The organism is Thermomonas sp. XSG (assembly GCF_014678725.1).
In the GTDB taxonomy this organism is placed as follows: Bacteria; Pseudomonadota; Gammaproteobacteria; order Xanthomonadales; family Xanthomonadaceae; genus Thermomonas.
On the sequence record NZ_CP061497.1, the window covers coordinates 2,114,131 to 2,139,703 of the forward strand.

Consider the following 25,573-nt stretch of genomic DNA (forward strand, 5'->3'; position numbering starts at 1 on the left):
GTTCAGTCGTGGTCGCGCGGGACTTCCTGCAGCGCCGGCAGCGCCTCGCGGCGGCCGTCCAGCAGGCCGCGGCTGAGCCGGTCGCCCTCGATGAACAGCAGTTGCCCGCTGGTGCCGCGCTTGAGGCCGCCGTCGATGGCGATCACCCGGCCGTCGTGGAAGCTGGCCACTTCGCCGACCGTGGTGTGGCCGACGACGATCCGCGCAACGCCCAGCTTCGCTGCCAGCGCCCGCACCGCGGGCGTGTCCAGCTGGCCGTCGAAATAGCCGCGGTACCAGATCGGGCTGGTCTTGTGGTCGTACAGCGGCGCGAGCGCGGGATCGGCCTCGACCTGCTTGCGTGGGGTGCCGAGGCTGTGCTGGTAGGCCGCATTGGTCGCGGCCGCGGCGACCGCGAGTTCCAGGTTGGCCGGCGAAATGCCGCCGTGCACGAACAGCGTGTCGCCCAGTCGCAGCAGTACCGGCCGCGTGCGCAACCACTGCCCGAGCACCGAGTCGGCGGCGTACAGGGCGTCGTACTTGCGACCCAGCCGGCGGGCATTGTCGATCAGCGCCGGGTGCACGTAATGGGTGCTGCCGTACAGCGCCATCGTTTCGTGGTTGCCCAGCAGGAAATGCACGGCGCCGCCGGCGGCGCGTGCCTGCTGCTGCAGCTGGAACAGCAGCCACAGCGTTTCGGTCACGTCCTCGCCGCGATCGAACACGTCGCCGGCCACCACCAGGTGGTCGCGCCCGGCGCCCCAGCGGTCCTGGCCGTCGATCACGCCGTTGGCGCGCAGCAGCCGCACCAGCAGCCCGTACTGGCCGTGGATGTCGGAGACCGCGATGATGCGGGCGCCGGCCGGCAGCGGCGTTGCGCCGCCAGCGATGCGCGCCGGGATCGCCAGTGCATGCGGATAGCCGCAGCGCGGCCGGATCAGCGCGCCGTCGCGCGCGGGCAGGCTGCTGCGCACCACCTTGCCCCTGCACACCCACAGGGCATCCAGGCGGTTGCCCGGCGCATGGAATATGTACGGCCCGTCCCCTGCGGCAGCCGTGGGCGCCGGCCCGCTGGCAGCGCAGGCGGTGGTCGCCGCCGCCAGGCAGCCCAGCAGCAGGCCGCGGCACAGGGTGGCGAGGAGGATGCGGTAACGGTTGGCCATGCGGATTCAGGCTTGGGGTGTGCGGCACGGTACGACGGGCGACGTTAAGCGGCGCCTGAGATTCGAGCGCGCAGTCGGACCAGCCGCCGTATAATCCGCCGCTTCGCATTTCCGGCCGGATATTGTCATGGGACGTGGCCCCTCCATCGAAGCCCGCAAGAACGCGCAGGACGCGCAGCGCGGCAAGATCTTCACCAAGGTGATCCGCGAGATTTCGGTGGCGGCACGCGCCGGAGGCGGCGACCCGCACAGCAATCCGCGGCTGCGCTCGGCGATCGACAAGGGTCTGGCGGTCAACATGACCAAGGACGTGATCGAGCGCGCCATCAAGAAGGCCACCGGCGAGCTGGAAGGTGTGGTTTACGAGGAGATCCGCTACGAGGGTTACGGCGCGGGCGGGGTGGCGGTGATCGTCGATTGCCTGACCGACAACCGCGTGCGCACCGTGGCAGACGTCCGCCACGCCTTCGGCAAGTTCGGCGGCAACCTCGGCACCGAGGGCTCGGTGTCCTTCATGTTCCACAAGGTCGGCGTGCTCAGCTACGACGCCGGCGCGAACGAGGACGCGATCACCGAAGCCGCCATCGAAGCCGGTGCCGACGACGTGGTGGTGTACCCGGAAGACGGCGCCATCGACGTGCTGACCTCGCCCGAGGCCTTCGCGGGCGTGAAGGCGGCGATGGAGGCGGCCGGGCTGGCGCCGGGCTTCGCCGAAGTCACCATGCGCGCCGACAACGACAGCGCGGTGGAGGGCGAAACCGCGGAGCAGGTGCAGAAGCTGCTCCGCTGGCTGGAAGACATGGACGATGTGCAGGACGTCTATTCCAACGCGGCCGGCCTCGGCTGAATCCGCCTGACGCTGCGCCGACCGATGGTTTCCGATCTGCAATCCGGTGGTGCGCGCGCGGCGACGGTCAGGGTGCTGGGGATCGACCCCGGCTCGCAGCGCACCGGCGTGGGCATCATCGATGTCGCCGCCGACGGCAGGATCACCCATGTACACCACCAGCCGCTGGTGCTGCTGGACGCCGAATCCTTCCCGCTGCGCCTGCGCAAGTTGCTGGACGGATTGTGGGCGCTGATCGAGCAGTACCGGCCGGACGAGGTCGGGGTCGAGCAGGTGTTCCTGTCCAACAACGCGATGAGCGCGCTCAAGCTCGGGCAGGCGCGCGGCGCGGCGATCGCCGCCTGCGTGGCGCGGGACCTGCCGGTGAGTGAATACGCCGCCAAGGAAATCAAGCTGGGGCTGGTGGGCAGTGGCGGGGCCGATAAAAAGCAGGTGCAGCACATGGTGGCCGTGATGCTGGGCCTGACCGGGAAGTTGCAGGCCGACGCCGCCGACGCGCTGGCAGTGGCGATCACCCACGCCCACGTGCGCGCCAGCGCCAACCGGCTGGGCGTCGACGCACGCGCGGCCTGGGGCCGCAAGGGCAGGGGAAGGCGATGATCGGGCGACTGAAAGGCATCCTCATCCACAAGGCGCCGCCGTGGCTGGTGGTCGATGTGCACGGCGTCGGTTACGAGCTGGAGGCGCCGATGAGCACGTTCTACGACCTGCCGGACGTGGGCCGCGAGGTGTTCCTGTTCACCCACTACGCGCAGAAGGAAGACAGCGTCTCGCTGTACGGCTTCCTGCGGGAAGCCGAGCGCCGGCTGTTCCGCGACGTGCAGAAGGTCTCCGGCATCGGCGCGAAGATTGCGCTGGCAGTGCTCTCCGGTGTGTCGGTGGACGAGTTCGCGCGGCTGGTGCAGACCTCCGACGTGACCGCGCTGACGCGCATCCCCGGCATCGGCAAGAAGACCGCCGAACGCATGGTGGTGGAACTGCGCGACCGCGCGGCCGACCTGGCCGGCGGCCCGGTCGCGGCCAGCACCGGGCTGCCGGGCGATCCGCTGTCCGAGGCCATTACCGCCCTGCAGGCCTTGGGCTACAAACCCGCCGAGGCCGAGCGCATGGCGAAGAAGGCCGCCGCCGACGGCGACGCCGCCGAAACCATCATCCGCAAGGCGCTGCAGTCGGCGCTGCGCTGAGCCGCCTCCCGCCGCCCCGTCTTTCCCTGCGAGCACCCATGAGCACTCCCGCACAGCCGTCGCATGCGCATGGCGTCCAGTCCGGCAAGGCTGCCGGGCTGGCGCTGGTGGTGGGCGCCATCGGCGTCGTCTTCGGCGACATCGGCACCAGTCCGCTGTACACGCTGAAGGAGGCGTTCTCGCCGCACTACGGCCTGCGCAACGACCACGACACCGTGCTGGGCGTGCTGTCGCTGGCGTTCTGGGCGCTGAACATCGTGGTCACCCTGAAGTACGTGACCATCATCATGCGCGCCGACAACGACGGCGAGGGCGGGATCATGGCGCTGATGGCGCTGGCCCAGCGCACCCTGCGCAAGGGTTCGCGCTCGGCCTACGTGGTCGGCATCCTCGGCATCTTCGGCGGCTCGCTGTTTTTCGGTGACGGCGTCATCACCCCGGCCATCACGGTGATGGGCGCGGTGGAAGGGCTGGAAGTGGCCGCGCCCGGGCTGGGGCGTTTCGTGGTGCCGATCGCGCTGGTGGTGCTGGCGGGGCTGTTCGCCGCGCAGCGCTTCGGCACCGAGCGCGTGGGCAAGGTGTTCGGCCCGGTGATGGTGCTGTGGTTCCTGGCGCTGGCGGCGATCGGCGCGTGGAACGTGGTGGCCGCCCCCGAGGTGCTGAAGGCGTTCAACCCGTGGTGGGGGGCGCGGTTCTTCGTCGAGCACGGCTGGCACGGCGTGTTCATCCTCGGCGCGGTGGTGCTGGCCGTCACCGGCGGCGAAGCGCTGTATGCCGACATGGGCCATTTCGGCGCGCCGCCGATCCGCCACGGCTGGTACTTCTTCGTGCTGCCCTGCCTGATGCTGAACTACCTCGGCCAGGGCGCGGTGGTGCTGCAGCGCCCCGGCGCGGTGTCCAACCCGTTCTACGAGGCGGTGCCGGAGTGGGCGCTGTATCCGATGATCGTGCTGGCGACGATGGCGGCGGTGATCGCCTCGCAGTCGGTCATCACCGGCGCGTTCTCGGTGTCGCGGCAGGCCATGCAGCTGGGCTACATCCCGCGCATGCGGATCAAGCACACCTCGCACGACACCATCGGGCAGATCTACATCCCCGGCATCAACTGGGGGCTGGCGCTGCTGGTGTTCGGGCTGGTGCTGGCGTTCCGCAGCTCTTCCAACCTGGCGGTGGCCTACGGCATCTCGGTGTCGGCGACGATGCTGATCGACACCCTGCTGCTGGCGCTGGTGGCACGGATGCTGTGGCCGCGCGCGCGGCACTGGATCGTGGCGCTGTGCCTGGGCTTCCTGGTGGTGGACGTGGCCTTCGTGGCCGCCAACGGCGCCAAGCTGCTGCAGGGCGCATGGTTCCCGGTGGTGCTGGGCATCGTGCTGTTCACCATGATGCGGACCTGGCGGCGCGGCCGCGAGCTGCTCAACGCCGAGATCCACAAGGAAGGCATCCGGCTGGATACCTTCCTGCCCGGGCTGATGCTGGCGCCGCCGGTGCGCGTGCCCGGCACCGCGGTGTTCCTGACCGCCAGTCCCGACGTGGTGCCGCACGCGCTGCTGCACAACCTCAAGCACAACAAGGTGCTGCACGAACGCAACGTGTTCCTGACCGTGGAAACGCTGGCGGTGCCGTACGCGCCGCAGGAGAAGCGGCTGAGGATCGAGCCCATTGCCGGCGACGATTTCCACCGGGTCATCATCCGCTACGGCTTCATGGAAACGCCGGACGTGCCGCTGGCGCTGATGCGCAGCTGCGACCAGTGCGACCTGGTCTTCAATCCCATGGACACCACCTATTTCGTCAGCCGCGAAAGCATCGTCGCCGCCCGCCGGCGCGGCATGCCGACCTGGCGCGACAAGCTGTTCGCCTTCATGCACCGCAACGCCGCGCCGGCGACGACCTTCTTCCGCATTCCGGGCAACCGGCTGGTGGAGTTGGGCGCGCAGGTCGAGATCTGAGGCGCGGGCCGGATTCGCACCCGCTCAGGCGTTGCCGTCGCAGTCGTTCGGGCCTTCGGCCACTGCCAGCCGCCAGGTGTCGCGGCCTGCGGCCTTGGCCTGGTACAACGCGCCGTCGGCGAGCTGTACCAGCGCGGCGGCGTCGGTCTGGCCGCATCCGCTCATGCCCACGCCGATGCTGGCGGTGACATGCAGGGTCAGCTCCCCCAGCGTCATCGGCTCGCGCATGGCGGTCGCCAGCTTGTTCGCCACGAACTGCAGGCTTTGCGTGGTGGCGATGTCCTCCACCAGCACCGCGAATTCGTCGCCGCCCAGCCGGACGCCCAGGTCCACCGAGCGAATGCAGCCGCTCAGGCGCCGCGCGAACTCGCGCAGCACCAGGTCGCCGACCGCGTGGCCGTGGTTGTCGTTGACGGACTTGAAGTAATCCAGGTCGATGTACAGCAGTCCCACCCGGGTGCGGTTGCGCCCGCCGCGCGCCAGCGCCAGCGCCATGCGCTCGTCGAACAGCAGGCGATTGGCCAGCCCGGTGAGCGGGTCGCGCCGGACCTGCTGCTCCAGCGCCAGTTCGGCTTCCACGCGCGAGGTCACGTCGCGGCCGGAATACACCAGCGCGGCGCGGCCGTTGGCGTCGGTGACGCTGCGCACGTTGGCCGCCAGCCAGATGTAGGACCCCTGCTTGTGTCGGCAGCGGTACACGATGCTGGCCATGCCGCCCTTCTCGTACAGGGGGTCCATGGTGTCGCGCAGGATCGCCACGTCATCCGGATGGACCAGCTCCCAGCGCAGGCGGTCGTATTCCTCGCGTGTCCAGCCCAGCAGCTCGGTCACCGACGGCGATATGTACTCAAGGGTGCGGCCGGGCCCGATGCGGATGATCAGGTCGCGGGAATAGTCGGCCAGCATCCGGTACTGCTGCTCGCTGCGGGCCACCCGATGGGTCAGGATCCTGCGCTCGGTCAGCACCGATGCGACCGGGAACGCGGCCCAGCAGCAGCACAGGATGAACAGCTGCAGCATGCGCGCCCGCGCCACTTCGTCGGTGGCGCCGGCGCCGAGCACGAACGGGCCATGGCCGGCCGCGGTGGCCGTCGCCGCAATCACGGCAATCAGCGCTATCGCCGGCACGAACCCGCTGAACCGGTGCCGCAGCACGCAGAACATCAGCGGCGGTAGCAGCAGGAAGGTGATCGACAGGCTGGCCTGCATGAAGATGAGCCAGGCGCTGGCCGCCACCAGCGCCACCGTCGCCAGCAGCTCCAGCCGGCGCTTCGGCGGGCCCAGCATGCGGTGCCCCTCGATCCGCGTGATCACCGTCAACGCGCCGAAGATCACCATGCCCAGCGCGTGCGAGGCCAGCCAGGTCTCGAACAGCACGCCGAAGCCGTGCTGCTGCGGCATCAGCGCCTGCCGCGCGGTGGCGGCGGCCAGCGCGGAGAGCGTGCAGGCGAGCAGGGTGGCGATGCCGCCGACCCGCAGCGTGCGGTTGATGCTCGCCAACTGGCCGACGTCGCCCACCCGCGATGCCACCAGCCGCGCCGCGAACCAGGCATCGAAGAGGTTGCACAGGCTGAGCGCCAGGGTCAGGAGGCCGGCGCCGTTGCGCTGCAGGTTCGAGGCCAGGAACGCCAGTAGCGCGCAGGCCAGGTAGGCGGGCCAGTGGCCGCGCGGCGAGGTCATCAGGACGCCGAACAGGATGCCGCTGGGAATCCACAGCATCGAAAAGCCCGACGGCCCCAGCGCCATGTGGATGGACCACCACCCGGAAACGGCAACCACCAGCGTGAACAGGGCCAGTCCCGGCAGTCTGGCAACGAGCGGAGCGTTGCGTTCCAAGGCTTGCGTCATCGCCGCAGCTTAAGCGTGGGGCAAGGGGAGGACAACGCCAGGCCACGCGGTGGCGATGGCTGCCGGTACGCAGGCGGGGCCGCCGGTCGCGCCACGGCCGCGGCAAAAGCCGCGATAATCCGGGCATGAACGATCCCCGCATCATCGCCCCCGGCGCCACTCGCGAAGACGAGGCGCTGGAAGCCAGCATCCGCCCGAAGCGGCTGGACGAGTATCTCGGCCAGCAGCCGGTGCGCGAGCAGATGCAGATCTATATCGAGGCCGCCAAGGGCCGCGGCGAGGCGCTCGACCACGTGCTCATCTTCGGTCCGCCGGGCCTGGGCAAGACCACGCTCTCGCACGTGATCGCCAACGAGCTGGGCGTCAACCTGCGCGTGACCTCTGGCCCGGTGATCGAGAAGGCCGGCGACCTGGCCGCGCTGCTGACCAACCTGCAGCCGCATGACGTGCTGTTCGTGGACGAGATCCACCGCCTGTCGCCGGTGGTCGAGGAGATCCTCTACCCGGCGATGGAGGACTGCCAGATCGACATCATGATCGGCGAGGGCCCGGCCGCGCGTTCGATCAAGCTCGACCTGCCGCCGTTCACCCTGATCGGCGCCACCACCCGCGCCGGCCTGCTGACTGCGCCGCTGCGCGACCGCTTCGGCATCGTGCAGCGGCTGGAGTTCTACTCGGCCGAGGAGCTTGCGCGGATCGTGCGCCGCTCCGCGCAGATCCTCGGCATCGCCTGCGACGCCGAGGGCGCCGGCGAACTGGCGCGGCGCTCGCGCGGCACCCCGCGCATCGCCAACCGGCTGCTGCGGCGGGTGCGCGACTACGCGCAGGTCAAGGGCAACGGCACGATAGATGCGGCCATCGCGCGCGCGGCGATGGACATGCTGAAGGTCGACCCGGAAGGCTTCGACGAGCTCGACCGGCGCATGCTCGGCATCATCATCGACGCCTTCGACGGGGGGCCGGTCGGGGTGGAATCGCTGGCCGCGGCGCTGAGCGAGGAGCGCGGCACGCTGGAAGACGTGATCGAGCCCTACCTGATCCAGCAGGGCTTCCTGGTGCGCACCGCGCGCGGCCGCATGGCCACCCCGAAGGCGTACCGCCACCTCGGCTTCAAGCCGAAGGCGGCGACGCCGGGGCTGTTCGAGGCCGACAATGGCTGAGCCGTTCACCTGGCCGGTGCGCGTGTACTGGGAAGATACCGACGCCGGCGGCGTGGTCTACCACGCGCAGTACCTCGCCTTCATGGAGCGCGCGCGCAGCGAATGGCTGCGCGGGCTTGGCCTGCACCAGGACGCGATGAAGCGCGACGCCGACCTGGTGTTCGTGGTGCGCGCGATGGACGTGGACTTCCGCGCCCCGGCCCGGCTGGACGATCAGCTGTCGGTCAGCGTGCACCTGCTGGAATGCCGTGGCGCCAGCCTGGTGCTGGCGCAGCGGATCGAGCGCGACGGCGCGCTGCTGGTCGGAGCCTCGGTGAAGATCGCCGCGTTGCGCGCCTCCAGCTTCCGTCCGTGCCCGTTGCCGGATGCCCTTTCATCGAAACTCAAGCCGCTGTTGGAGAACCCTTGATGCCCGCATCGACGATGCTGCAATCGCTGCCGCAGGCGCTGCCCGATACCGCCGCCGCCGGCACCGTGGAACTGGCCGACACCGGCGTGCAGGTCGCCGCCGCCCAAGGCGACCAGGGCATCGACATCCTGCAACTGGTGCTGCATGCAAGCCTGCCGGTACAGCTGGTGATGCTGTTGCTGCTGCTGGCCTCGCTGGCGTCGTGGGTGATTATCCTGCGCAAGAAGCGGGTGCTGGACCGCGCCGAGCGCGAGGCCGACCGCTTCGAGGAAAGCTTCTGGTCCGGCACCGAGCTGGCCAAGCTGTATGCCGCCGCCACCGAACGCCACCGCAGCGTCGAGGGGCTGGAGGCGATCTTCGAGGCCGGCATGCGCGAGTTCAATCGTATCCGCCAGCGCCGCGGGGTCGACGCGCGGATGCAGCTGGAAGGGGCGCAGCGCGGCATGCGCGCGGCCACCTCGCGCGAGCTGGATGGGCTTGAGCGCAACCTCGAGTTCCTCGCCAACGTCGGTTCGATCAGTCCCTACGTCGGCCTGTTCGGCACCGTCTGGGGCATCATGATTTCGTTCCAGGGCCTGGCCAGCATGAAGGAGGCGACGATCGCGACGGTCGCGCCGGGCATCTCCGAGGCGCTGGTCGCCACCGCGATGGGCCTGTTCGCCGCGATCCCGGCGGTGTGGGCCTACAACCGCTTCGCCACCCGCGCCGAACGCATGGCGGTGCGCTACGAGACCTTCAGCGAGGAGTTCTCCTCGATCCTGCAGCGCCAGACCCACGAGGACTGAGGCGAGCATGGCCACCGCTTCTCCCCGTCGCGCGCGCAAGCGCAGGCTCAAGGCCGAGATCAACGTCGTTCCCTACATCGACGTGATGCTGGTGCTGTTGATCATCTTCATGGTCACCGCGCCGCTGCTCAACGTGGGCGTGGACGTCAACCTGCCGCAGGCCGATGCCAAGACGCTGGAGCAGAAAAAGAAGCAGCCGGTGGTGGTGCAGGTCGGCAAGGACGGGGCGCTGGCGCTGACCTATGAAGGCGTGGATCGGCCGCAGGCGGTGGATGCACAGCAGCTGGTGGCGAAGGTGCGCGCGTTCGTGGAGGCTGACCCGGAGCTGGCGGTGTACGTGGCCGGCGACCGCGACGTCAGTTATCAGTCCGTCTATGAAATCCTGTCGCTGCTGCAGCGCGATGCCAAGGTCTCGCGCGCCGGGCTGATGGGCGAACCGAAGCCGTGACGGGCCGCGGGTGAAGCAGACGCGCGCCGACACCTGGACCGCCGTCGCGCAGGCACTGGGCCTGCACGTGCTGCTGTTCGTGCTGATGTTCGCCGGACTGCGCTGGTCGCAGCACAACGTGGCCGAGGCCGCGCAGGGCGACCCCATCGAAGCCGACCTGGTGGCGGTGTCCGACCTCAGCGCCTCGATGCAGCGCGCGCTGCAGCGCACGCCCAAGGCGCAGCCCGCGCCGCCGCCGACGGAGAAAACCGAACCGCTGCCCGAGCCGGTGCCGGACGCCGTGCCACCCCCGCCGCAATCGAAAGCCCTGCCGCCACCGGTACCGGATCCGGCGCCGGTGGAACAGGAAAAGGTGCAGCGCGACGCGCCTTCGCCGGAGGTGGCCAAGCTGCCGCGCGAGCAGGAGCAAAAGCGCAGGCAGCCCGACCAGGCCGAACTGGATGCGAAGAAGCAGGCCGAGCAGGAACGCGAGAAGCAGCGCCAGCTGGCGGAAATCCGCAGGCTGCGCGAGCAGGCCGCGCGCGAGCGCAGCATGGCCGAGCAGCGCGCCCAGCAGCTGGCCGATGCGCGCAATCCGGGCACCTCGGCCGCGCCGCCGCCGCCCGGCAACCGCGGCACCGATCCGAGCCTGCAGGCCAAGTACGCCGCCGCGCTGCAGCAGGCGATCCTGCGCCAGTGGATCCGTCCGGAAACCGTGGCGCTTGGCCAGAAGTGCCGCATCTCCATCCGCCAGCTGCAGGGGGGCGAGGTGGTCGATGTCAGCGTGTCGTCGTCGTGTCCGTACGATGCGGCCGGCCGGCAGTCCGTGGAGCGCGCCATCTACAAGGCCTCGCCGCTGCCCTATGCCGGCTTCGAGACGGTGTTCAACCGCAACCTCGACCTGAACTTCGTGGCGGAAGACCGTTGACCGTCACCGCGGCTTGCACCTGCACATGGCAAGCTCCCGCAGTCCGCTGGCGTTCATCCAGCCGTCGCCCCGATCGTCCAACCTATTCATCTTGTTCCTGCCAGTGAGGCCGCATGAAGCGCATCGCCCGCCGCCTGCTTGTCCCGCTGCTGTTGCTGCCCGCCTGCGCGGTGCTGGCGCAGTCGCGCAGCCTTGAAATCGACATCGTCGGCGGCAATGCCGCGGCCCTGCCGATCACGGTGGTACCGTTCGGCGGCAATTGCGGCGAGACCGACGTGGGTGGGGTGGTCCGCGCCGATCTCGGCCGTTCCGGCCAGTTCCGCAGTCCCGACCCCGCCAGCCTGCCGGAGCGCCCCACCCAGGGCAGCGAGGTGGCCTATCCCACCTGGCGCATGCTCAAACAGGACTATCTGCTGATCGGGCGTTGCGTCCCCGGCGGCGACGGCTACCGCACCGAGTACGAACTGTTCGACGTGGCCAAACAGGAGCGCCTGCTCGGTTTCGCGCTGAGCGCACCGGCCGGGGCCATGCGCGATGTGGCCCACCAGATCAGCGACGCGGTCTACGAGAAAATCCTCGGCGTGCCGGGTGCGTTCTGGACCAGGATTGCCTACGTCACCGCCAGCGGGCTGGGCCGCAATACCCGCTATGCGCTGGTGGTGGCCGACTCCGATGGCTACAACCCCCGCACCGTGGTCAATTCCACCGAGCCGCTGTTGTCGCCGTCGTGGAGTCCGGACGGACGCAGGCTGGCCTACGTCAGCTTCGAGGGCGGCAACTCAGGGATCTGGATCCAGGACATCGCCACCGGCAGCCGCGACAAGGTGACCAGCTTCCGCGGCATCAACGGCGCCCCGGCGTTCTCGCCGGATGGCGGCCGACTGGCCATGACCCTGTCCAAGGGCGGCAACCCCGACATCTACGTGATGGATCTGGGCAGCAAGCACCTGACCCAGCTCACCAACCATTTCGGCATCGACACCGAGCCGACCTGGAGCCATGACGGCGCCACCCTCTACTTCACGTCCGACCGTGGTGGCCGACCGCAGATCTACCAGATGCCGGCCAGTGGCGGCAGCGCCACCCGGGTCAGCTTCGACGGCAGCTACAACGCCAGCCCGTCGCTGTCGTCCGACGACAAGAAGCTGGCTACCGCGCAGGGCGCCGGCAATACCTACCGCATCGCGCTGATGGACCGCAGCACTGGCGGTGCGCGTTGGAGCATGCTCTCGCCCGGCTCGCTGGACGAGTCGCCGAGCTTCGCGCCGAACGGGGCAATGCTGCTCTACGCAGCCCGCGAAGGCCGCCGCGGCGTGCTCTACGCGGTGTCCGCAGACGGTCGCGTGCGCCAGCGCCTGACCCTCGGCGATGGCGACGTGCGCGAGCCGGCCTGGTCGCCGTACCGCAAGCGCTGACTCACGGCACGGTCACGCCGGAAACGGCTAGACTGCCTGTTCATCTTCAGCTTCACCGTACCCAAGACGAGGATATTCCGATGACTGTTTCGCTTTCGCACGTGGGCCGCTTCCTCACCCTCGCCGTGCTGGCTTCCGCCGTGGCGGTGGGCTGCTCCAAGAAGGTCAAGGAAACCCCGCCGGCCGAAACCCCGGTCGATTCCGCGGCCACCACCGCCCCGGTCACCAGCACCACGCCCGGTGCCTACACGCCGGCCGATCTCGACAGCGACGCCTGCCTGCGCCAGCGGGTGGTGTACTTCGATCTGGACCAGGATGCGCTGAAGCCGGAGTTCCAGGCCGCCATGTCCTGCCATGCCAAGTACCTGCGCGACCGTCCGAGCGCGCGCCTGCGCCTGGAAGGCAGTGCCGACGAACGCGGCAGCCGCGAGTACAACATGGGCCTGGGCGAGCGCCGCGGCAATGCCGTGTCCTCCGCGCTGCAGGCCAATGGCGGCAGCGCCAGCCAGCTCACCGTCGTCAGCTACGGCGAAGAGCGCCCGGTCTGCAACGAGTCCGGCGAGGACTGCTGGTCGAAGAACCGCCGCGTCGAACTGGTCTACAGCGAGAAGTGATGCGCCTGCGCATGACCGTGGTGGCGGCGGCGGTGCTTCTGGCATCGCCGCTGGCCATGGCCCAGCGCGCCAGCCTGGCCGACCGCGTCGCGGCGCTTGAAGCCCGCGGCGCCAGCGACCAGAACGGTGTGGCGCTGGTCAACCAGGTATCCGCCCTGCAGGCGGAAGTGCAGGCGCTGCGCGGCCAGCTCGAAGAGCTGCAGCAACAACTGGAGCAGGCGAAGCAGAGCCAGCGCGTGCAGTATCTGGACCTGAGCGGTCGGCTGGACCGGCTGGAGGGCGGTGCTCCTGCGCCGACCTCCGCGGCCCCGCCCGCCGAGCCCGCTGCCACCATGCCACCGGTGCCCATGCCCGCCGCCTCCACAGCGCCATCGGTGCCGGCTGCGGGAACCCAGAACGAGCAGGGTGCGTACGCCCATGCCTTCGAAGCACTCAAGAGCGGTGACTACGTCGAGTCGGCCCGCCGCCTGCGTGACTTCCTGGCCGCCTTCCCAGCCGGGCAGTTGGCTCCGAATGCGCTGTACTGGCTGGGCGAGAGCTATTACGTCACCCAGAACTATGCGCTGGCCGCCGACCAGTTCCGCAGCCTGCTGGACCGTTATCCGGGCAACGACAAGGCGCCCGGCGCACTGCTCAAGCTGGGCCTGGCCCAATACGGGCTGAGGCAGAACGAAGCCGCCATGGACACCCTGCGCCAGGTGGCCCAACGCTACTCGGGCAGCGATGCCGCCCGCATCGCCGACGACCGCCTGCGCTCGATGCAGCTGGCCGGCAGCCGCTAGAATGCCCGCATGAACGTCGTCGCCGATGCGGCCGCCGCATCGGCGGCGGGCCAGACCGAGCGCCTCAAGCTCACCGAGATCTTCCTGTCCCTGCAGGGCGAAGCCCGCGATGCCGGCTGGCCCACCGTGTTCGTGCGCCTGACCGGCTGCCCGCTCCGCTGCCAGTACTGCGACACCGCCTACGCCTTCCACGGCGGGCAGTGGTGGGAGATCGACGCGATCCTCGCCGAGGTCGCCCGGCACGGGGCGCGCCACGTCTGCGTCACCGGCGGCGAGCCGCTGGCCCAGAAGCGCTGCCTGCAGCTGCTGGAAAAGCTCTGCGACGCCGGTTACGTGGTCTCGTTGGAAACTTCCGGCGCGCTCGATATCGCCGGCGTCGATCCGCGTGTCTCGCGCGTGCTGGACATCAAGACGCCGGGATCGGGCGAGGTGGCGCGCAACCTGTGGAGCAACCTGCCGCTGCTGACCGCACACGACCAGGTCAAATTCGTGATCTGCTCGCGCGAGGATTACGACTGGGCCAAGACCGTGGTCGCCGAGCACCGCCTGTGCGCGATCTGCGACGTGCTGTTTTCACCCAGCGCCTCGCAGGTCGGCGCGCGCGAGCTTGCTGACTGGATCGTGGCCGACCGGCTGCCGGTGCGCTTCCAGGTGCAGCTGCACAAGCTGCTGTGGAACGACGAGCCGGGTCGCTAGGCCGGCGCCGCGCCGGACCGGCGCAAGGACGACAAGGCAATACCCTGACATGAACGCATCATCCAAGCCCGCGGTCGTCCTGGTGTCGGGCGGCATGGACTCCGCCGTCGTACTGGCCATTGCCCGCGAGGCCGGTTTCGCCCCGCACGCCCTGAGCGTGCGCTACGGCCAGCGCCACACCTCCGAGCTGGACGCCGCCGAGCGGGTGGCGCGGGCGCTTGGCGCGGTGGCCCACAAGACCGTCAACGTGGACCTGCGCAGCATCGGTGGGTCGGCGCTGACCGATGACATCGACGTGCCCACCGATGCCGACGGCCACGTGATCGGGGAGGGCATCCCGTCCACCTACGTGCCGGCGCGCAACACCATCATGCTGTCGGTGGCGCTGGGCTGGGCCGAGGTGCTGGGCAGCACCGACCTGTTCTGCGGCGTCAACGCGGTGGACTATTCCGGCTATCCGGACTGCCGCCCCGAGTTCATCGCCGGCTTCGAGGCGCTGGCGAACCTGGCCACCAAGGCCGGCGTCGAAGGCAGCCGCTTCCGCGTGCATGCGCCGCTGATGCGGATGTCCAAGGCCGATATCGCCCGCGAGGGCCTGCGCCTGGGCGTGGACTTCTCGCAGACGGTGAGCTGCTACCAGGCCGAAGCAGACGGCCGCGCCTGCGGCCACTGCGACGCCTGCCGCCTGCGCGCGCAGGGCTTTGCCGAGGCTGGCATCGCCGATCCGACCCGCTACGCCGGCGCCGGCATCGGTTAGAATGCGCCCCCCGGTGCAACGCCGGGCGTTCTTTTCGTGGGCCGTTAGCTCAGTCGGTAGAGCATCGGACTTTTAATCCGCTGGTCGATGGTTCGAATCCATCACGGCCCACCATTCCTCGGAGCAGTCGGTCTCCGAATCGGACTCAACCCGCTGGTCGATGGTTCGAATCCATCACGGCCCACCATTCCTCGGAGCAGTCGGTCTCCGAATCGGACTCAACCCGCTGGTCGATGGTTCGAATCCATCACGGCCACCATTCCTCGGAGCAGTCGGTCTCCGAATTGGACTCAACCCGCTGGTCGATGGTTCGAATCCATCACGGCCACCATTCCTCGGAACAGTCGGTCTCCGAATCGAACTCAACCCGAGGTCGATGGTTCGAATCCATCATGACCCACCATTTCTCGGAGCAGTCGGTTTCCGATTCCGACCCCTGACAATTCTGGGATCGGGCGCTGGCGCCAGCGGCGCGCCGGGGTCAGGCGTCGCCCTGTCCGGCCATCTCCTGCGTGGACAAGTACGGCATGGCCAGTGCGGCGCCGGCCTGCTCGGTGGAACGGGCGGCGTAGCGCGATGCGAAGCGCACGTGCTCGACGAAGGCGCGGTCGGGGTGTTGCACCAGCGAAGCGGCCAATGCGCCGTTGAAGGCATCGCCGGCGCCGGTGGTGTCGATGGCCTGCGCGGGCTCCGCGGACACCCGGTAGCAGGGTGCGCTGTCGCCGCGCGGCATCGACTCGGCGTGCGAGACGAAGCAGCCGCTGGCGCCGAGGGTGACGATGACGCTGCCGTGCGGCAGCAGCTCGCGGCAAAGCGCATGCAGGCGCGGCTGGTCGAGGCTGGCCACCGCATCGGCATCGATGCGCTCGCCCACGTGGCGGCCGACCAGGGCCGCGAACTCGGTTTCGTTCGGGGTCAGGATGTCGGCCCGCACCAGCATGGTTTCGTCGATGGCGACGTTGGCGGGTGCCGGGTTGAGCATCGCGGTGGCGCCGGCGGCACGGGCCGCATCCAGCGCCCGGGCGACCGCGTCCAGCGGCGACTCCAGCTGCGCCAGCACGAGGTCGGCGGCCGCTGCGTCGCCCAGCGCGCCGGCAACATGCTCGGGCGCCAGGGCGGCGTTCGCGCCGGCACCGATCACGATGCAGTTGCGGCCCTGCGCATCGACGTAGATGCCGGCGGTGCCTGTGGGATCGGCGACCACCGCGGCGTGCAGATCGATCCCGTCGGCGGCGCAAAGGGTACGCGCGAGTTGCGCGCCCACGTCCTCGCCTAGCGCGCACGCAAAGCGCGTATCCGCGCCGGCACGGCGGGCGGCAACGGCCTGGTTGAAGCCCTTGCCACCGGGGCCGCTGGCGTAGTTGCCGCTCAGGGTGGCGCCAGGGGCGGGCAGCGAGGCAACCCGCCAGACGTGGTCGACGTTGAAAGAGCCGATGACGAGGACGCGCGCCATGCTCAGGGATTGCCCACGTCGGCCGGACCGTGCGCCGGTACCACCCGGTGCGGCTCGTGGCGGTGCTTGAACAACGGGACGAAGGCCGCCGCCATCGCCAGCGAGTACAGCGCGAAGGCGGTCCAGATGCCCCGCCAGTCCTTGACCCCGTCCGGCGCGGTGAACCAATGGTCGATCACGAAGCCAGCCACCAGGCTGCCGAGCACCGCGCCGATACCGTTGGTCATCAGCATGTACAGGCCCTGCGCGCTGGCGCGGATCTTCGGGTCGGCCTGCTGTTCCACGAACAGCGAGCCGGAGATATTGAAGAAGTCGAACGCCATGCCGTAGACGATGCACGACAGCACGATCATCCACAGGCCGGCGCCCGGATCGCCGTAGGCGAACAGGCCGAAGCGCAGGAACCACGCCAGCATGCTGATCGTCATCACCGTCTTGATGCCGAAGCGGCGCAGGAAGAACGGGATGGTGAGGATGAACAGGGTTTCGCTGATCTGCGAGATGGACATGATGATGGCGGGATAGCGCACCGCCAGCGTGTCCTTGTAGGCATCGACGTTCGCGAAGTCGTGCAGGAAGGTGTCGCCGTAGGCGTTGGTGAGCTGCAGCGCCGCGCCCAGCAGCATCGCGAACACGAAGAACACCGCCATGTTGCGGTCGCGGAACAGGCGGAAGGAGGACAGCCCCAGCACGTCCACCAGCGAGCGCTTGCCGGCGTCCTTGCCCAGCGTCGGCGGGCAGGGCGGCAGGGAGAAGGCGTACAGGCCCAGCACCAGCGCGGCGGCGGCAGCGATGTAGAACTGGCCGGGCGAGGTCTCCAGCTTCAGCAGGCTGGTGGTCCACAGGGCGGCGATGAAGCCCACCGTGCCCCACACGCGGATTGGCGGATAGTCGCGCACGACGTCCAGCCCCTCGCGCTTGAGCGCGTTGTAGGCCACCGCGATCGCCAGCGAGATCGTCGGCATGTAGCAGATCATCGTCGCCAGCATCACCCAGAACATGGTGTGCGGGTCGTCCACCGTGGGCACCAGGAACAGCATCACCGCACCAGCCAGGTGCAGTGCGCCGTAGAGCTTCTGCGCGCTGATCCAGCGGTCGGCCACCACGCCCATCAGTGCCGGCATGAACAGCGCCGAGATGCCCATGGTGGAGAAGATCGCGCCGAAGCTGGTCCCGGACCACTGCTTGTGCTGGAACCAGTACGCGCCGATGGTGATCAGCCACGCCCCCCAGATGAAGAACTGGAGGAAGTTCATGATGGTCAGGCGCAGCTTCAGGCTCACGTAGGCTCCCAGGCCAGGCGGCTGGGATGCGCCTGCAGCGCGCAGGTTAGTCATGGCGGGCATTGCCGGCAAGCGGCGTGGCGGGTCAGCGCACCACCACCCGGTTGCGGCCTTCCAGTTTGGCCCGCGACAGCCGCAGGTCAGCGCGCCGCATCATCTGCGACAGGTCGGCGCCATCCTGCGGCCAGCAGGCAAGGCCGGCGCTGAAGGTGATCCGCAGCGGATCGGCATCGGCATCGGCCACGAACGGCCGGGTGGCCAGGTCGCGGCGCAATGCTTCCAGCCGCTCCCACGCACGTCCGGCCGGCAGCGGCATCAACAGCACGAACTCCTCGCCGCCCAGCCGGACCAGCAGGTCGCCTTCCTCCAGTCCTTCGCGCAGCACGCCGACGGCATGCCGCAGCGCGCGATCGCCGATGGCGTGGCCGGCCTCGTCGTTGATGCGGCGGAAATAGTCCAGGTTGATCAGGCCCAGCGCAAGGGAGCCGCCGTGCTCGCGCGCGCCTTCCAGCAGGGCGGGGAAGTGGTGCACCAGCAACGTGCGGTTGGGCAGTCCGGTCAGGCCGTCGCTGCCGGAAAGTTCCACCAGCCGCTGCATGCGGTAGACCACCGCGGCGGTGATCGCGGTGACGATGGCGATCAACATCACGCGCTGCAGCACGTTGGACACGCGGGCGGTGCCGTAATCGGCCGATGCCAGCTGCTCCGGCGTCTGCGCCAGCGCGAACACCGCCGCCGCCAGCGCTGCGTACTGCAGCATCGCCAGGGCGCCGGTGTAGAGCGTCAGCCGGCCGTCATTGCGCAGGGCGGTCATGCACACGGCGACCAGATAGAACGCCCACACCACCATGCTGTTGAGGCTGGCCGCCAGCGAGGACGGCGCCAGTAGCGCCAGTACGAAGGTTGTCAGCGAGACGTCGTAGCTGGTGGTCACCCACGGCAGCCAGCGGAAACGGCGCTGCTGGCGCGCCAGCAACAGCAGCACCTGCGAAGCGGCCACCGCCAGGATCACCCCGAACATCCCGGCGATGCCTTCGGTGGGCATGTATTCGCCGGTGACGATGTTGACCAGCGGCAGCAGCAGCAGCGCCAGCGACAGCGCAGCGCGCAGCTTCGCCACCAGCAGCTCGCCGCCGGCCCCGAGCTCCAGCATCAGCGCGTCGGGCGGTGCGCGCAGCTGCTGCCAGAACTCCCGCAGTCCCAGTCCGATGTTGTTCACGCATCTCCCCCGTAGGCCGGCAGGATAGGGCGCAGGCCGCGGCGGCTCAAATGCCGGCCATTGGCGATGGCCGGAACCTGCCACGGGTCCGGCCGTTGCGCGGCTGCGCCCACCTGCGGGCACGGGTACCTATACTGGACGCATCATCCAGGGAGGACATCCGATGGCACCCGCACTTGCTCTGATCCTGCTGCTCGCCGGCATCATCCTGCTGTCCAAGACCGTGCGCATGGTGCCGCAGGGCTACCAGTGGACGGTGGAGCGGTTCGGGCGCTACACCCACACGATGGAACCGGGGCTGCACTTCCTGATGCCGGTGGTGTACGGCGTGGGTCGCAAGATCAACATGATGGAACAGGTGATGGACGTGCCCAGCCAGGACGTCATCACCAAGGACAACGCCGTGGTGAAGGTGGACGGCGTGGTCTATTTCCAGGTGCTGGACGCGGCCAAGGCGGCGTACGAAGTGGCGCAGCTGGAGGTGGCCATCCTCAATCTGGTGATGACCAACATCCGTACCGCGATCGGTTCGATGGACCTGGACGAGTCGCTGTCCAAGCGCGACGAGATCAACACCAAGGTGCTGCATGCGGTGGACCAGGCCACCCATCCCTGGGGCCTGAAGGTCAACCGCATCGAGCTGAAGGACATCCAGCCGCCGCGCGATCTGGTCGATTCGATGGCCCGGCAGATGAAGGCCGAGCGCGAGAAGCGCGCCAACATCCTGGAGGCCGAGGGCTTCCGCCAGGCCGAGATCCTCAAGGCCGAAGGCGAGAAGCAGTCGGCGATCCTGTCCGCGGAAGGCCAGAAGGAGGCGGCGTTCCGCCAAGCCGAGGCGCGCGAGCGCCTGGCCGAAGCCGAGGCCAAGGCGACCCAGATGGTGTCCGACGCGATCGCCTCCGGCAACGTGCAGGCGATCAACTACTTCGTGGCGCAGAAGTACATCGAGGCGTTCAAGGAGCTGGCGCAGGCGCCGAACCAGAAGTTCGTGATGATGCCGATGGAGTCGTCCGGGATCATCGGCTCGCTGGGCGGCATCGCCGAGCTGGCACGCGAGGCGATGGCCAAGCAGCCGTCGGTCCCGGCGAAGCAGGGGAACTGACGATGCGCTGGGACGTGTTCGCCTGGGCGGCGTTCGCGCTGCTGCTGTTCGCGGCCGAGGCGATGGCGCCCGGCGCCTTCATGCTCTGGCTGGGATTTGCCGCGGCGGCGGTGCTGCTGGGCGTGCTGCTGGTCCCGGGGATCCCGCTGCTGGTGCAGGTGGCGGCGTTCGTCGCGCTCAGCTTCGTGTCCATCCAGGTGTATCGGCGCTGGTTCCGCAGCAGCGAACGACCCAGCGACCAGCCGGCGCTGAACCGCCGCACGGCCGCGCTGGTCGGGCAGGTGGTGATGCTGGAGCGCGCCATCGTCGATGGCCGCGGCCGCGTCCAGATCGCCGATGCCTTCTGGAACGTCACCGGGCCGGACCTGCCGGCCGGGACCCGTGTGCGCATCACCGGGGGCGATGCCATGACCCTGCAGGTCGAGCCGGCGCCACATACGGGCGCGTAGGGCGCACCCGTCTGGGATAATGGCATCCCCCACGCAGCAGGCTGCCCCCATGACCAACAAGACCATCCTCAACGACACCCATCGCGCGCTCGGCGCCAAGATGGTCGATTTCGGCGGCTGGGACATGCCGATCCACTACGGCTCCCAGCTCGACGAGCACCACCAGGTGCGGCGCGAGGTCGGCATGTTCGACGTCAGCCACATGACCGTGGTCGATCTGGAGGGCGCGCGCACCCGCGAGTTCCTGCGCCATCTGGTCGCCAACTCGATCGACAAGCTGCAGAAGCCGGGCAAGGCGCTGTACACCGCGATGCTCAACGAGCGCGGCGGCGTGATCGATGACCTGATCGTCTATTTCATGTCCGAGGAATGGTTCCGCCTGGTGGTCAACGCCTCCACCCGCGACAAGGACCTGGCGTGGATCGGCGAGCAGGCCAGGGCGTTCGGGGTCGAGGTGAAGGAGCGCCCCGAGTTCGGCATGGTCGCCGTGCAGGGTCCCAGCGCCCGCGAGAAGGTGATCGGCCTGCTGCGCGAGGACGACCGCGCGCCGGTCTCCAAGCTCGCGCGCTTCTCCGCGCGCGCCGCGCAGACCGTGGACGGTGTGGAGGTGTTCATCGCCCGCACCGGCTACACCGGCGAGGACGGCTTCGAGGTGATCGTGCCGGAAGCGCGGACCGTGGCGTTCTGGAACGCGCTGCTGGCGGCAGGCGTGAAGCCGGCCGGCCTCGGCGCGCGCGACACCCTGCGTCTGGAGGCCGGCATGAACCTGTACGGTCAGGACATGGACGAGGACGTCACTCCGTTCGAGGCCGCGCTGGCCTGGACCGTTTCGCTGGACGAAGGTCGGGACTTCATCGGTCGCGCCGCGCTGGAGGCCCAGCAGGCGGCCGGCACCGCGCGCCAGATGATCGGCCTGGTGATGGATGAGAAGGGCGTGCTCCGCCACGGCCAGAAGGTGCTGACCGCCAATGGCGAGGGCGAGATCCTGTCCGGCACCTTCTCGCCGACCATCGGCAAGGCGATCGCGTTCGCCCGCGTCCCGGCCGGCGAGCCGGGCGAAGTGCGCGTGGACATCCGCGGCAAGGAAGTTCCGGTGCGGGTGGTGAAGTTCCCGTTCGTCCGCGACAACACCGTGCAGCCCGGCATCTGACCTTTCCGCCTCCGCTTCGCTAGACTTCCCCAACCCCCACGCACTGCGCAACAGGAGCCACCCGATGAGCGACATCCCCGGCGATCTCAAGTTCCTCAAATCCCACGAATGGGTCCGCGCCGAAGGCAATGGCCGGGCCGTCATCGGCATCTCCGATCACGCCCAGGGCCTGCTCGGCGACTTGGTCTACGTGGAGCTGCCCAACATCGGCGACACGGTCGAGGCCGGCAACGCCTGCGCGGTGGTGGAGTCGGTGAAGGCGGCTTCCGATGTCTACGCCCCGGTCAGCGGCAAGGTCCTCGAGGTCAACGAGGCGCTGGCCGACAAGCCGGAGACCATCAACGAGGATGCCTACGGCGATGGCTGGCTGTTCGTGGTCGAAGTTTCCGATGCCGAGCAGCTCAACGAGCTGCTGGGTCCGGACGAGTACGCGGAGCTGCTGGAAAGCGAAGAGCACTGATCGCCCTTCCAGCGCGCACCCGGAAACCCGCGGCGGAAACGCCGCGGGTTTTTTCTTGCCCGCCGACAGGTTGCCGGCGCATCTTCCGCGACGCCGTCGTGGTCATGCGGCACAGTGCGAACACCTGTGCGATGCGCGCTGCCAACGCCGCGCGCGCGGCGGATGGCCGCGGAAAGTTCGCGCAGTTTTCGCGCAAACGCACTTGTGCGACGCGAAATCCGGCGTCGAATCGCAACGGCACGCGTCCTGTCGACGAACGTCGCACGCGCGCACCCGGCGAGTAGCGCGATGACGTCCGTGACTCCGCGTGCGGATCACGGGGAATCGCTGCAAGCCGCGCCGTTGCTTGCGTGCGTGGCATCCACCTGGCGTGTGTCATTGCATCGCGCACGCGGGTGGCATGCGCGCACGCGGTGTGAACATGGTGACGTGCGCAGCGTTCTCGCACGCCACGGAAAAAAACTTCGCGAAAGATTGTTGACACTAGAAAAAAGCGTGATTAGGTTTCGCCCAGCAGACATTTCCTGCAGAAGCAAGTGAGCAAGCAGAACGCAAGAGCCGACGGCGCCACAACCAACTCCACCCGCTGCTGCGGAAAGTGGATGCAGGTGCCCCGTCTCTCACGCGGATGCCGGCTCGCCGGTTCCGGAGGTGTCCACTTCGAAGCCTGCCGCGTATCGCGCCGCAGGTTTTTTAGTGGCAAGGAAAAGTCGTTTTTCGATGCGGCGCCTGCCGTCGGCATTGAAGCAGCATCCGGTCCGGTGCGCCTGGCGCGCCGGCGGTCGATCGCAGGTCCGATACCTGCGATGTCTTTCGTAACTGGGCTTTACCGATTTACCCAATGACGAGGAGCCATCCCATGGCTGTTAAGAAAGCTGCGAAGAAAGCCGTTGCCAAGAAACCGGCGGCGAAGAAGGTTGCCAAGAAGGCTGTCGCCAAGAAGCCGGCGGCCAAGAAGGTTGCAAAGAAGGCTGTCGCCAAGAAGCCGGCCGCCAAGAAGGCGGTGAAGAAGGCCGTTGCCAAGAAGCCGGCGGCCAAGAAGGTCGCGAAGAAGGCTGTTGCCAAGAAGCCGGTCGCCAAGAAGGCCGCAAAGAAGGCCGTCGCCAAGAAGCCGGCGGCGAAGAAGGCTGTTGCGAAGAAGGCCGTCGCCAAGAAGGCCGTCGCCAAGAAGCCGGCGGCGAAGAAGGCCGTTGCCAAGAAGGCCGTCGCCAAGAAGCCGGCAGCGAAGAAGGCTGTCGCCAAGAAGCCGGCGGCGAAGAAGGCCGTTGCCAAGAAGCCGGCTGCGAAGAAGCCTGCTGCCAAGAAGGCCAAGCCTGCCGCTGCTCCGCAGATGCCGGCTGCTCCGGTGCCGACGCTGTAAGAAAGTCGCGACCGGCGCGGGCGCTGCCTACGTCGGCGTCAGCAAGATCCTGAAGACCCCTTCCCGTTGCCCAGGCGGGAGGGGTTTCTTTTTGGCGCGGCTATGCGCGGATCAGGGGGGCGAGGCCTTGGACGCGGACGCGCTTGCGCCGGACGGCGTGGCGTTGCGGTCGGCATAGAGCATGTCTTCGGAACCATCGAGGGTTTCGTCGTCCAGCCACTGGCCGGCGCTCATCCCCAAGGCATTGTCCAGAATGGTCGGCAGCAGGCCGCCGGGCAGGGCGCTTTCGCTGTTCCAGAGGATCACCACGCCTAGGTCCTGCTCCGGCACCAGCGCCATCGCACCGCGATAGCCCTGCACAGCGCCGCCGTGGAAGACCACTTGGTGCCCGGAATAGTTGTAGGCGCGCCAGCCGAGCGCGTAGCCGGCAGTGCTCAGCCGGCTGCGCCGCCAGGAAGCGCCCCGGATCTCGCTGGGCGTCGCCACGACTGGCGTGTGCAGGGTTGCCAGCAGAGGCGCCGGGAGCACTTCCGGGCGGTGGCCGGTGTGTGCAAGCAGCCATTGCGCCATGTCGCTGATGCTGGCGTTGACGCCGGCGGCCGGCGCCACCCGGTAGTAGGTGGGCTTGGGCGTCAGCGACACCCAGCCGCCGCGTCCGCGCACGTGCGGTCGCGCCCACCGCGCACTGGCCTCGATGCCTTCCAGGCCGTAGCTGGCGTCGTTCATGCCCAGTGGCTTGAAGATGCGGCGCGCCACCGCCTCGCTGTAGAACTGGCCGGTGGTGGCGAACACGATGTCGCCGATCAGGCTGAACGCCACGTTCTGATAGGCGTAGCAGTCGCCCGGCGCGCAGGTCATCGGCGCGTTGGCCATGCGCAGGGTCAGGTCGTGGTAGTTCGCATTGCCTTCCAGGTCGCGGTCGAACGCGTTGTGGGTCAGGCCCATGCGGTGGCTCAGGATGTCCGCAACGGTGATCCGCTGTGCCGCGTCGGGCATCGACATCCGGAACGAGGGCACGTAGTCGGTGAGCCGGCTGTCCCAGCGCAGCATGCCGTCGTTGACCAGGATCCCGGTCATGGTGCCGGCGAAGGACTTCGACAGCGAGGCCAGGCGGAACACCGTGTGGGCGTCCACCGGCTCCGGTGCGCGGGTGTCGGTGATGCCGTAACCACGCGCGCTGAGGATGCGGCCATCCTTGACGATCGCCATCGCCAGGCCGGGAATGCGGCCATTGGCGACGAGCGCTTCGGCAATCGCCTCGAAGCGTGCGATGTCGAGACTGGTGGCCGCGGCCGGCAGCGGCAGGGCAGGCGGCAGGTCCGTCGCCATGGCGGCGGCTGTGCGGGCGATGGTACCGCTGGACGGTACACCGCCCTGGGTGGCGGAACCGGCCGCCAGCGGCAGCAGGGCCGCGACCAGACCGGCTTTCCAGATATGTGCCCGGGTGCGCTCTTTCATCGGCTGTGCCCCCTGCGTATGCTGCGACGACGGGTCGATTCTAGCGCCTGTTTCCGCGATTGCATGAACAAGGGGAGCTTCAATGGTTAGCCTTCTGATTTTCCTGGCGATTGTGGCCGTGCTCGTGTTCTGGGCCGTCGGCATCTACAACGGCCTGGTGACGGCGCGAAACGCCTACAAGAACGCCTTTGCGCAGATCGACGTGCAGCTGCAGCGCCGCTTCGACCTGATCCCGAACCTGGTCGAGGTGGCGAAGAAATACATGGCGCACGAGCGCGAGACGCTGGAGGCGGTGATCGCCGCCCGCTCGGCCGCGCAGTCGGGCCTGGCCGCGGCCAAGGCCAACCCCGGCGATCCGGAGGCGATGGCGCAGCTGGCGGCCGCGCAGGGCCAGCTCAATGCCGGGTTGGGCCGCCTGCTGGCGGTGGCCGAGGCCTATCCTGACCTCAAGGCCAACCAGAACATGATGCAGCTCACCGAGGAGCTGACCAGTACCGAGAACAAGGTCGCGTTCGCGCGGCAGGCCTTCAACGACATGGTGATGGCCTACAACAACAAGCGCGAAGTGTTCCCCAACAGCGTGTTCGCGGGCATGTTCGGCTTCCAGCCGGCCACCCTGCTGGAGATCCCGGCCGACAAGCAGGCGCAGGTGCGCGAAGCGCCGAAGGTGCAGTTCTGATCGCACCCGCTCCT

General features: G+C 68.6%; 26 protein-coding genes and 1 tRNA gene. 21 read left to right on the plus strand and 6 right to left on the minus strand.

Annotated elements, in window-relative coordinates; genetic code table 11:
* Positions 1-2: 2 nt before the first annotated feature.
* On the minus strand, positions 3-1,142 hold the full coding sequence (locus tag ICG51_RS09960) for a metallophosphoesterase (RefSeq protein ID WP_190280218.1): 1,140 nt from the start codon (positions 1,140-1,142) through the stop codon (positions 3-5).
* 127 nt (positions 1,143-1,269) lie between these two features.
* Here ICG51_RS09960 and ICG51_RS09965 point away from each other — a divergent pair, with 127 nt between their 5' ends.
* From ICG51_RS09965 to ICG51_RS09980, 4 genes are read left to right on the plus strand one after another with little or no spacing between them, the layout of a single operon-like run.
* Positions 1,270-1,989: a YebC/PmpR family DNA-binding transcriptional regulator gene (locus tag ICG51_RS09965; protein ID WP_190280219.1), complete on the plus strand. Its 720-nt coding sequence runs from the start codon at positions 1,270-1,272 to the stop codon at positions 1,987-1,989.
* A gap of 24 nt (positions 1,990-2,013) precedes the next feature.
* Positions 2,014-2,589, plus strand: coding sequence for a crossover junction endodeoxyribonuclease RuvC (gene ruvC / locus ICG51_RS09970; RefSeq protein WP_190280220.1), 576 nt, complete (start codon positions 2,014-2,016; stop codon positions 2,587-2,589).
* Positions 2,586-3,173 (plus strand): Holliday junction branch migration protein RuvA, encoded by a 588-nt coding sequence (ruvA, locus tag ICG51_RS09975; RefSeq protein ID WP_190280221.1) that lies wholly within the window; start codon positions 2,586-2,588, stop codon positions 3,171-3,173. The genes ruvC and ruvA overlap by 4 nt, the downstream gene beginning before the upstream one ends.
* A gap of 38 nt (positions 3,174-3,211) precedes the next feature.
* Complete coding sequence (locus ICG51_RS09980; protein ID WP_190280222.1) at positions 3,212-5,125, plus strand: potassium transporter Kup; 1,914 nt, start codon at positions 3,212-3,214, stop codon at positions 5,123-5,125.
* Between the two features lie 24 nt (positions 5,126-5,149).
* Here the strand turns inward: ICG51_RS09980 and ICG51_RS09985 are convergent, their stop codons facing one another.
* Positions 5,150-6,973 (minus strand): sensor domain-containing diguanylate cyclase, encoded by a 1,824-nt coding sequence (locus tag ICG51_RS09985; RefSeq protein ID WP_190280223.1) that lies wholly within the window; start codon positions 6,971-6,973, stop codon positions 5,150-5,152.
* 125 nt (positions 6,974-7,098) lie between these two features.
* On the opposite strand from ICG51_RS09985, the gene ruvB reads away from it, so the two are divergent.
* From ruvB to ICG51_RS10040, 11 genes are all read left to right on the plus strand, one after another.
* The gene (gene ruvB / locus ICG51_RS09990; RefSeq protein ID WP_190280224.1) at positions 7,099-8,133 is read left to right on the plus strand and encodes a Holliday junction branch migration DNA helicase RuvB; all 1,035 of its coding nucleotides are present in this window, start codon (positions 7,099-7,101) and stop codon (positions 8,131-8,133) included.
* Entirely contained in the window at positions 8,126-8,542 is a 417-nt protein-coding gene (gene ybgC, locus ICG51_RS09995; protein WP_190280225.1) for a tol-pal system-associated acyl-CoA thioesterase, read from the plus strand. The genes ruvB and ybgC overlap by 8 nt, the downstream gene beginning before the upstream one ends.
* A gap of 14 nt (positions 8,543-8,556) precedes the next feature.
* Positions 8,557-9,327 (plus strand): protein TolQ, encoded by a 771-nt coding sequence (gene tolQ / locus ICG51_RS10000; RefSeq protein ID WP_190282442.1) that lies wholly within the window; start codon positions 8,557-8,559, stop codon positions 9,325-9,327.
* 7 nt (positions 9,328-9,334) lie between these two features.
* Complete coding sequence (tolR, locus tag ICG51_RS10005) at positions 9,335-9,775, plus strand: protein TolR (RefSeq protein WP_190280226.1); 441 nt, start codon at positions 9,335-9,337, stop codon at positions 9,773-9,775.
* A 10-nt stretch (positions 9,776-9,785) separates the two neighbouring features.
* Positions 9,786-10,682, plus strand: a complete 897-nt coding sequence (locus tag ICG51_RS10010; RefSeq protein WP_190280227.1) for a cell envelope integrity protein TolA — start codon at positions 9,786-9,788, stop codon at positions 10,680-10,682.
* Positions 10,683-10,795: 113 nt separating this feature from the next.
* Positions 10,796-12,097, plus strand: coding sequence for a Tol-Pal system beta propeller repeat protein TolB (gene tolB, locus ICG51_RS10015; protein WP_190280228.1), 1,302 nt, complete (start codon positions 10,796-10,798; stop codon positions 12,095-12,097).
* Positions 12,098-12,177: 80 nt separating this feature from the next.
* Positions 12,178-12,711 carry a peptidoglycan-associated lipoprotein Pal gene (gene pal / locus ICG51_RS10020; RefSeq protein ID WP_190280229.1) on the plus strand — a complete coding sequence of 178 codons (534 nt, stop codon included), beginning with the start codon at positions 12,178-12,180 and terminating at the stop codon, positions 12,709-12,711.
* Positions 12,711-13,493: a tol-pal system protein YbgF gene (ybgF, locus tag ICG51_RS10025; RefSeq protein WP_190280230.1), complete on the plus strand. Its 783-nt coding sequence runs from the start codon at positions 12,711-12,713 to the stop codon at positions 13,491-13,493. Before pal ends, ybgF begins: the two co-directional genes overlap by 1 nt.
* 9 nt (positions 13,494-13,502) lie before the next feature.
* Complete coding sequence (gene queE / locus ICG51_RS10030; protein WP_190280231.1) at positions 13,503-14,189, plus strand: 7-carboxy-7-deazaguanine synthase QueE; 687 nt, start codon at positions 13,503-13,505, stop codon at positions 14,187-14,189.
* A 49-nt stretch (positions 14,190-14,238) separates the two neighbouring features.
* Complete coding sequence (gene queC, locus ICG51_RS10035) at positions 14,239-14,946, plus strand: 7-cyano-7-deazaguanine synthase QueC (protein WP_190280232.1); 708 nt, start codon at positions 14,239-14,241, stop codon at positions 14,944-14,946.
* Between the two features lie 38 nt (positions 14,947-14,984).
* Positions 14,985-15,060 (plus strand) — tRNA-Lys (locus tag ICG51_RS10040).
* A 367-nt stretch (positions 15,061-15,427) separates the two neighbouring features.
* On the opposite strand, the gene ICG51_RS10045 is transcribed toward ICG51_RS10040, so the two are convergent.
* From ICG51_RS10045 to ICG51_RS10055, 3 genes are all read right to left on the minus strand, one after another.
* Positions 15,428-16,399: a ribokinase gene (locus ICG51_RS10045; RefSeq protein WP_190280233.1), complete on the minus strand. Its 972-nt coding sequence runs from the start codon at positions 16,397-16,399 to the stop codon at positions 15,428-15,430.
* A 2-nt stretch (positions 16,400-16,401) separates the two neighbouring features.
* Positions 16,402-17,682, minus strand: coding sequence for a nucleoside permease (locus ICG51_RS10050; RefSeq protein WP_190280234.1), 1,281 nt, complete (start codon positions 17,680-17,682; stop codon positions 16,402-16,404).
* An 85-nt stretch (positions 17,683-17,767) separates the two neighbouring features.
* Complete coding sequence (locus ICG51_RS10055) at positions 17,768-18,901, minus strand: GGDEF domain-containing protein (protein ID WP_190280235.1); 1,134 nt, start codon at positions 18,899-18,901, stop codon at positions 17,768-17,770.
* A 163-nt stretch (positions 18,902-19,064) separates the two neighbouring features.
* On the opposite strand from ICG51_RS10055, the gene ICG51_RS10060 reads away from it, so the two are divergent.
* The 5 genes from ICG51_RS10060 (at position 19,065) to ICG51_RS10080 (ending at position 23,422) form a co-directional block, all read left to right on the plus strand.
* Positions 19,065-20,003 carry an SPFH domain-containing protein gene (locus tag ICG51_RS10060; RefSeq protein ID WP_190280236.1) on the plus strand — a complete coding sequence of 313 codons (939 nt, stop codon included), beginning with the start codon at positions 19,065-19,067 and terminating at the stop codon, positions 20,001-20,003.
* Positions 20,004-20,005: 2 nt separating this feature from the next.
* Positions 20,006-20,452, plus strand: a complete 447-nt coding sequence (locus ICG51_RS10065) for an NfeD family protein (RefSeq protein ID WP_190280237.1) — start codon at positions 20,006-20,008, stop codon at positions 20,450-20,452.
* A gap of 49 nt (positions 20,453-20,501) precedes the next feature.
* Positions 20,502-21,602 carry a glycine cleavage system aminomethyltransferase GcvT gene (gene gcvT, locus ICG51_RS10070; RefSeq protein ID WP_190280238.1) on the plus strand — a complete coding sequence of 367 codons (1,101 nt, stop codon included), beginning with the start codon at positions 20,502-20,504 and terminating at the stop codon, positions 21,600-21,602.
* A 64-nt stretch (positions 21,603-21,666) separates the two neighbouring features.
* The gene (gene gcvH / locus ICG51_RS10075) at positions 21,667-22,062 is read left to right on the plus strand and encodes a glycine cleavage system protein GcvH (protein WP_190280239.1); all 396 of its coding nucleotides are present in this window, start codon (positions 21,667-21,669) and stop codon (positions 22,060-22,062) included.
* A gap of 859 nt (positions 22,063-22,921) precedes the next feature.
* Positions 22,922-23,422 carry a histone H1-like repetitive region-containing protein gene (locus tag ICG51_RS10080; protein ID WP_223809585.1) on the plus strand — a complete coding sequence of 167 codons (501 nt, stop codon included), beginning with the start codon at positions 22,922-22,924 and terminating at the stop codon, positions 23,420-23,422.
* Positions 23,423-23,533: 111 nt separating this feature from the next.
* Here the strand turns inward: ICG51_RS10080 and ICG51_RS10085 are convergent, their stop codons facing one another.
* Positions 23,534-24,880, minus strand: a complete 1,347-nt coding sequence (locus ICG51_RS10085; RefSeq protein WP_190280241.1) for a serine hydrolase domain-containing protein — start codon at positions 24,878-24,880, stop codon at positions 23,534-23,536.
* Positions 24,881-24,962: 82 nt separating this feature from the next.
* Here ICG51_RS10085 and ICG51_RS10090 point away from each other — a divergent pair, with 82 nt between their 5' ends.
* Entirely contained in the window at positions 24,963-25,559 is a 597-nt protein-coding gene (locus ICG51_RS10090; RefSeq protein ID WP_190280242.1) for a LemA family protein, read from the plus strand.
* The last annotated feature ends 14 nt before the right edge of the window (positions 25,560-25,573 follow it).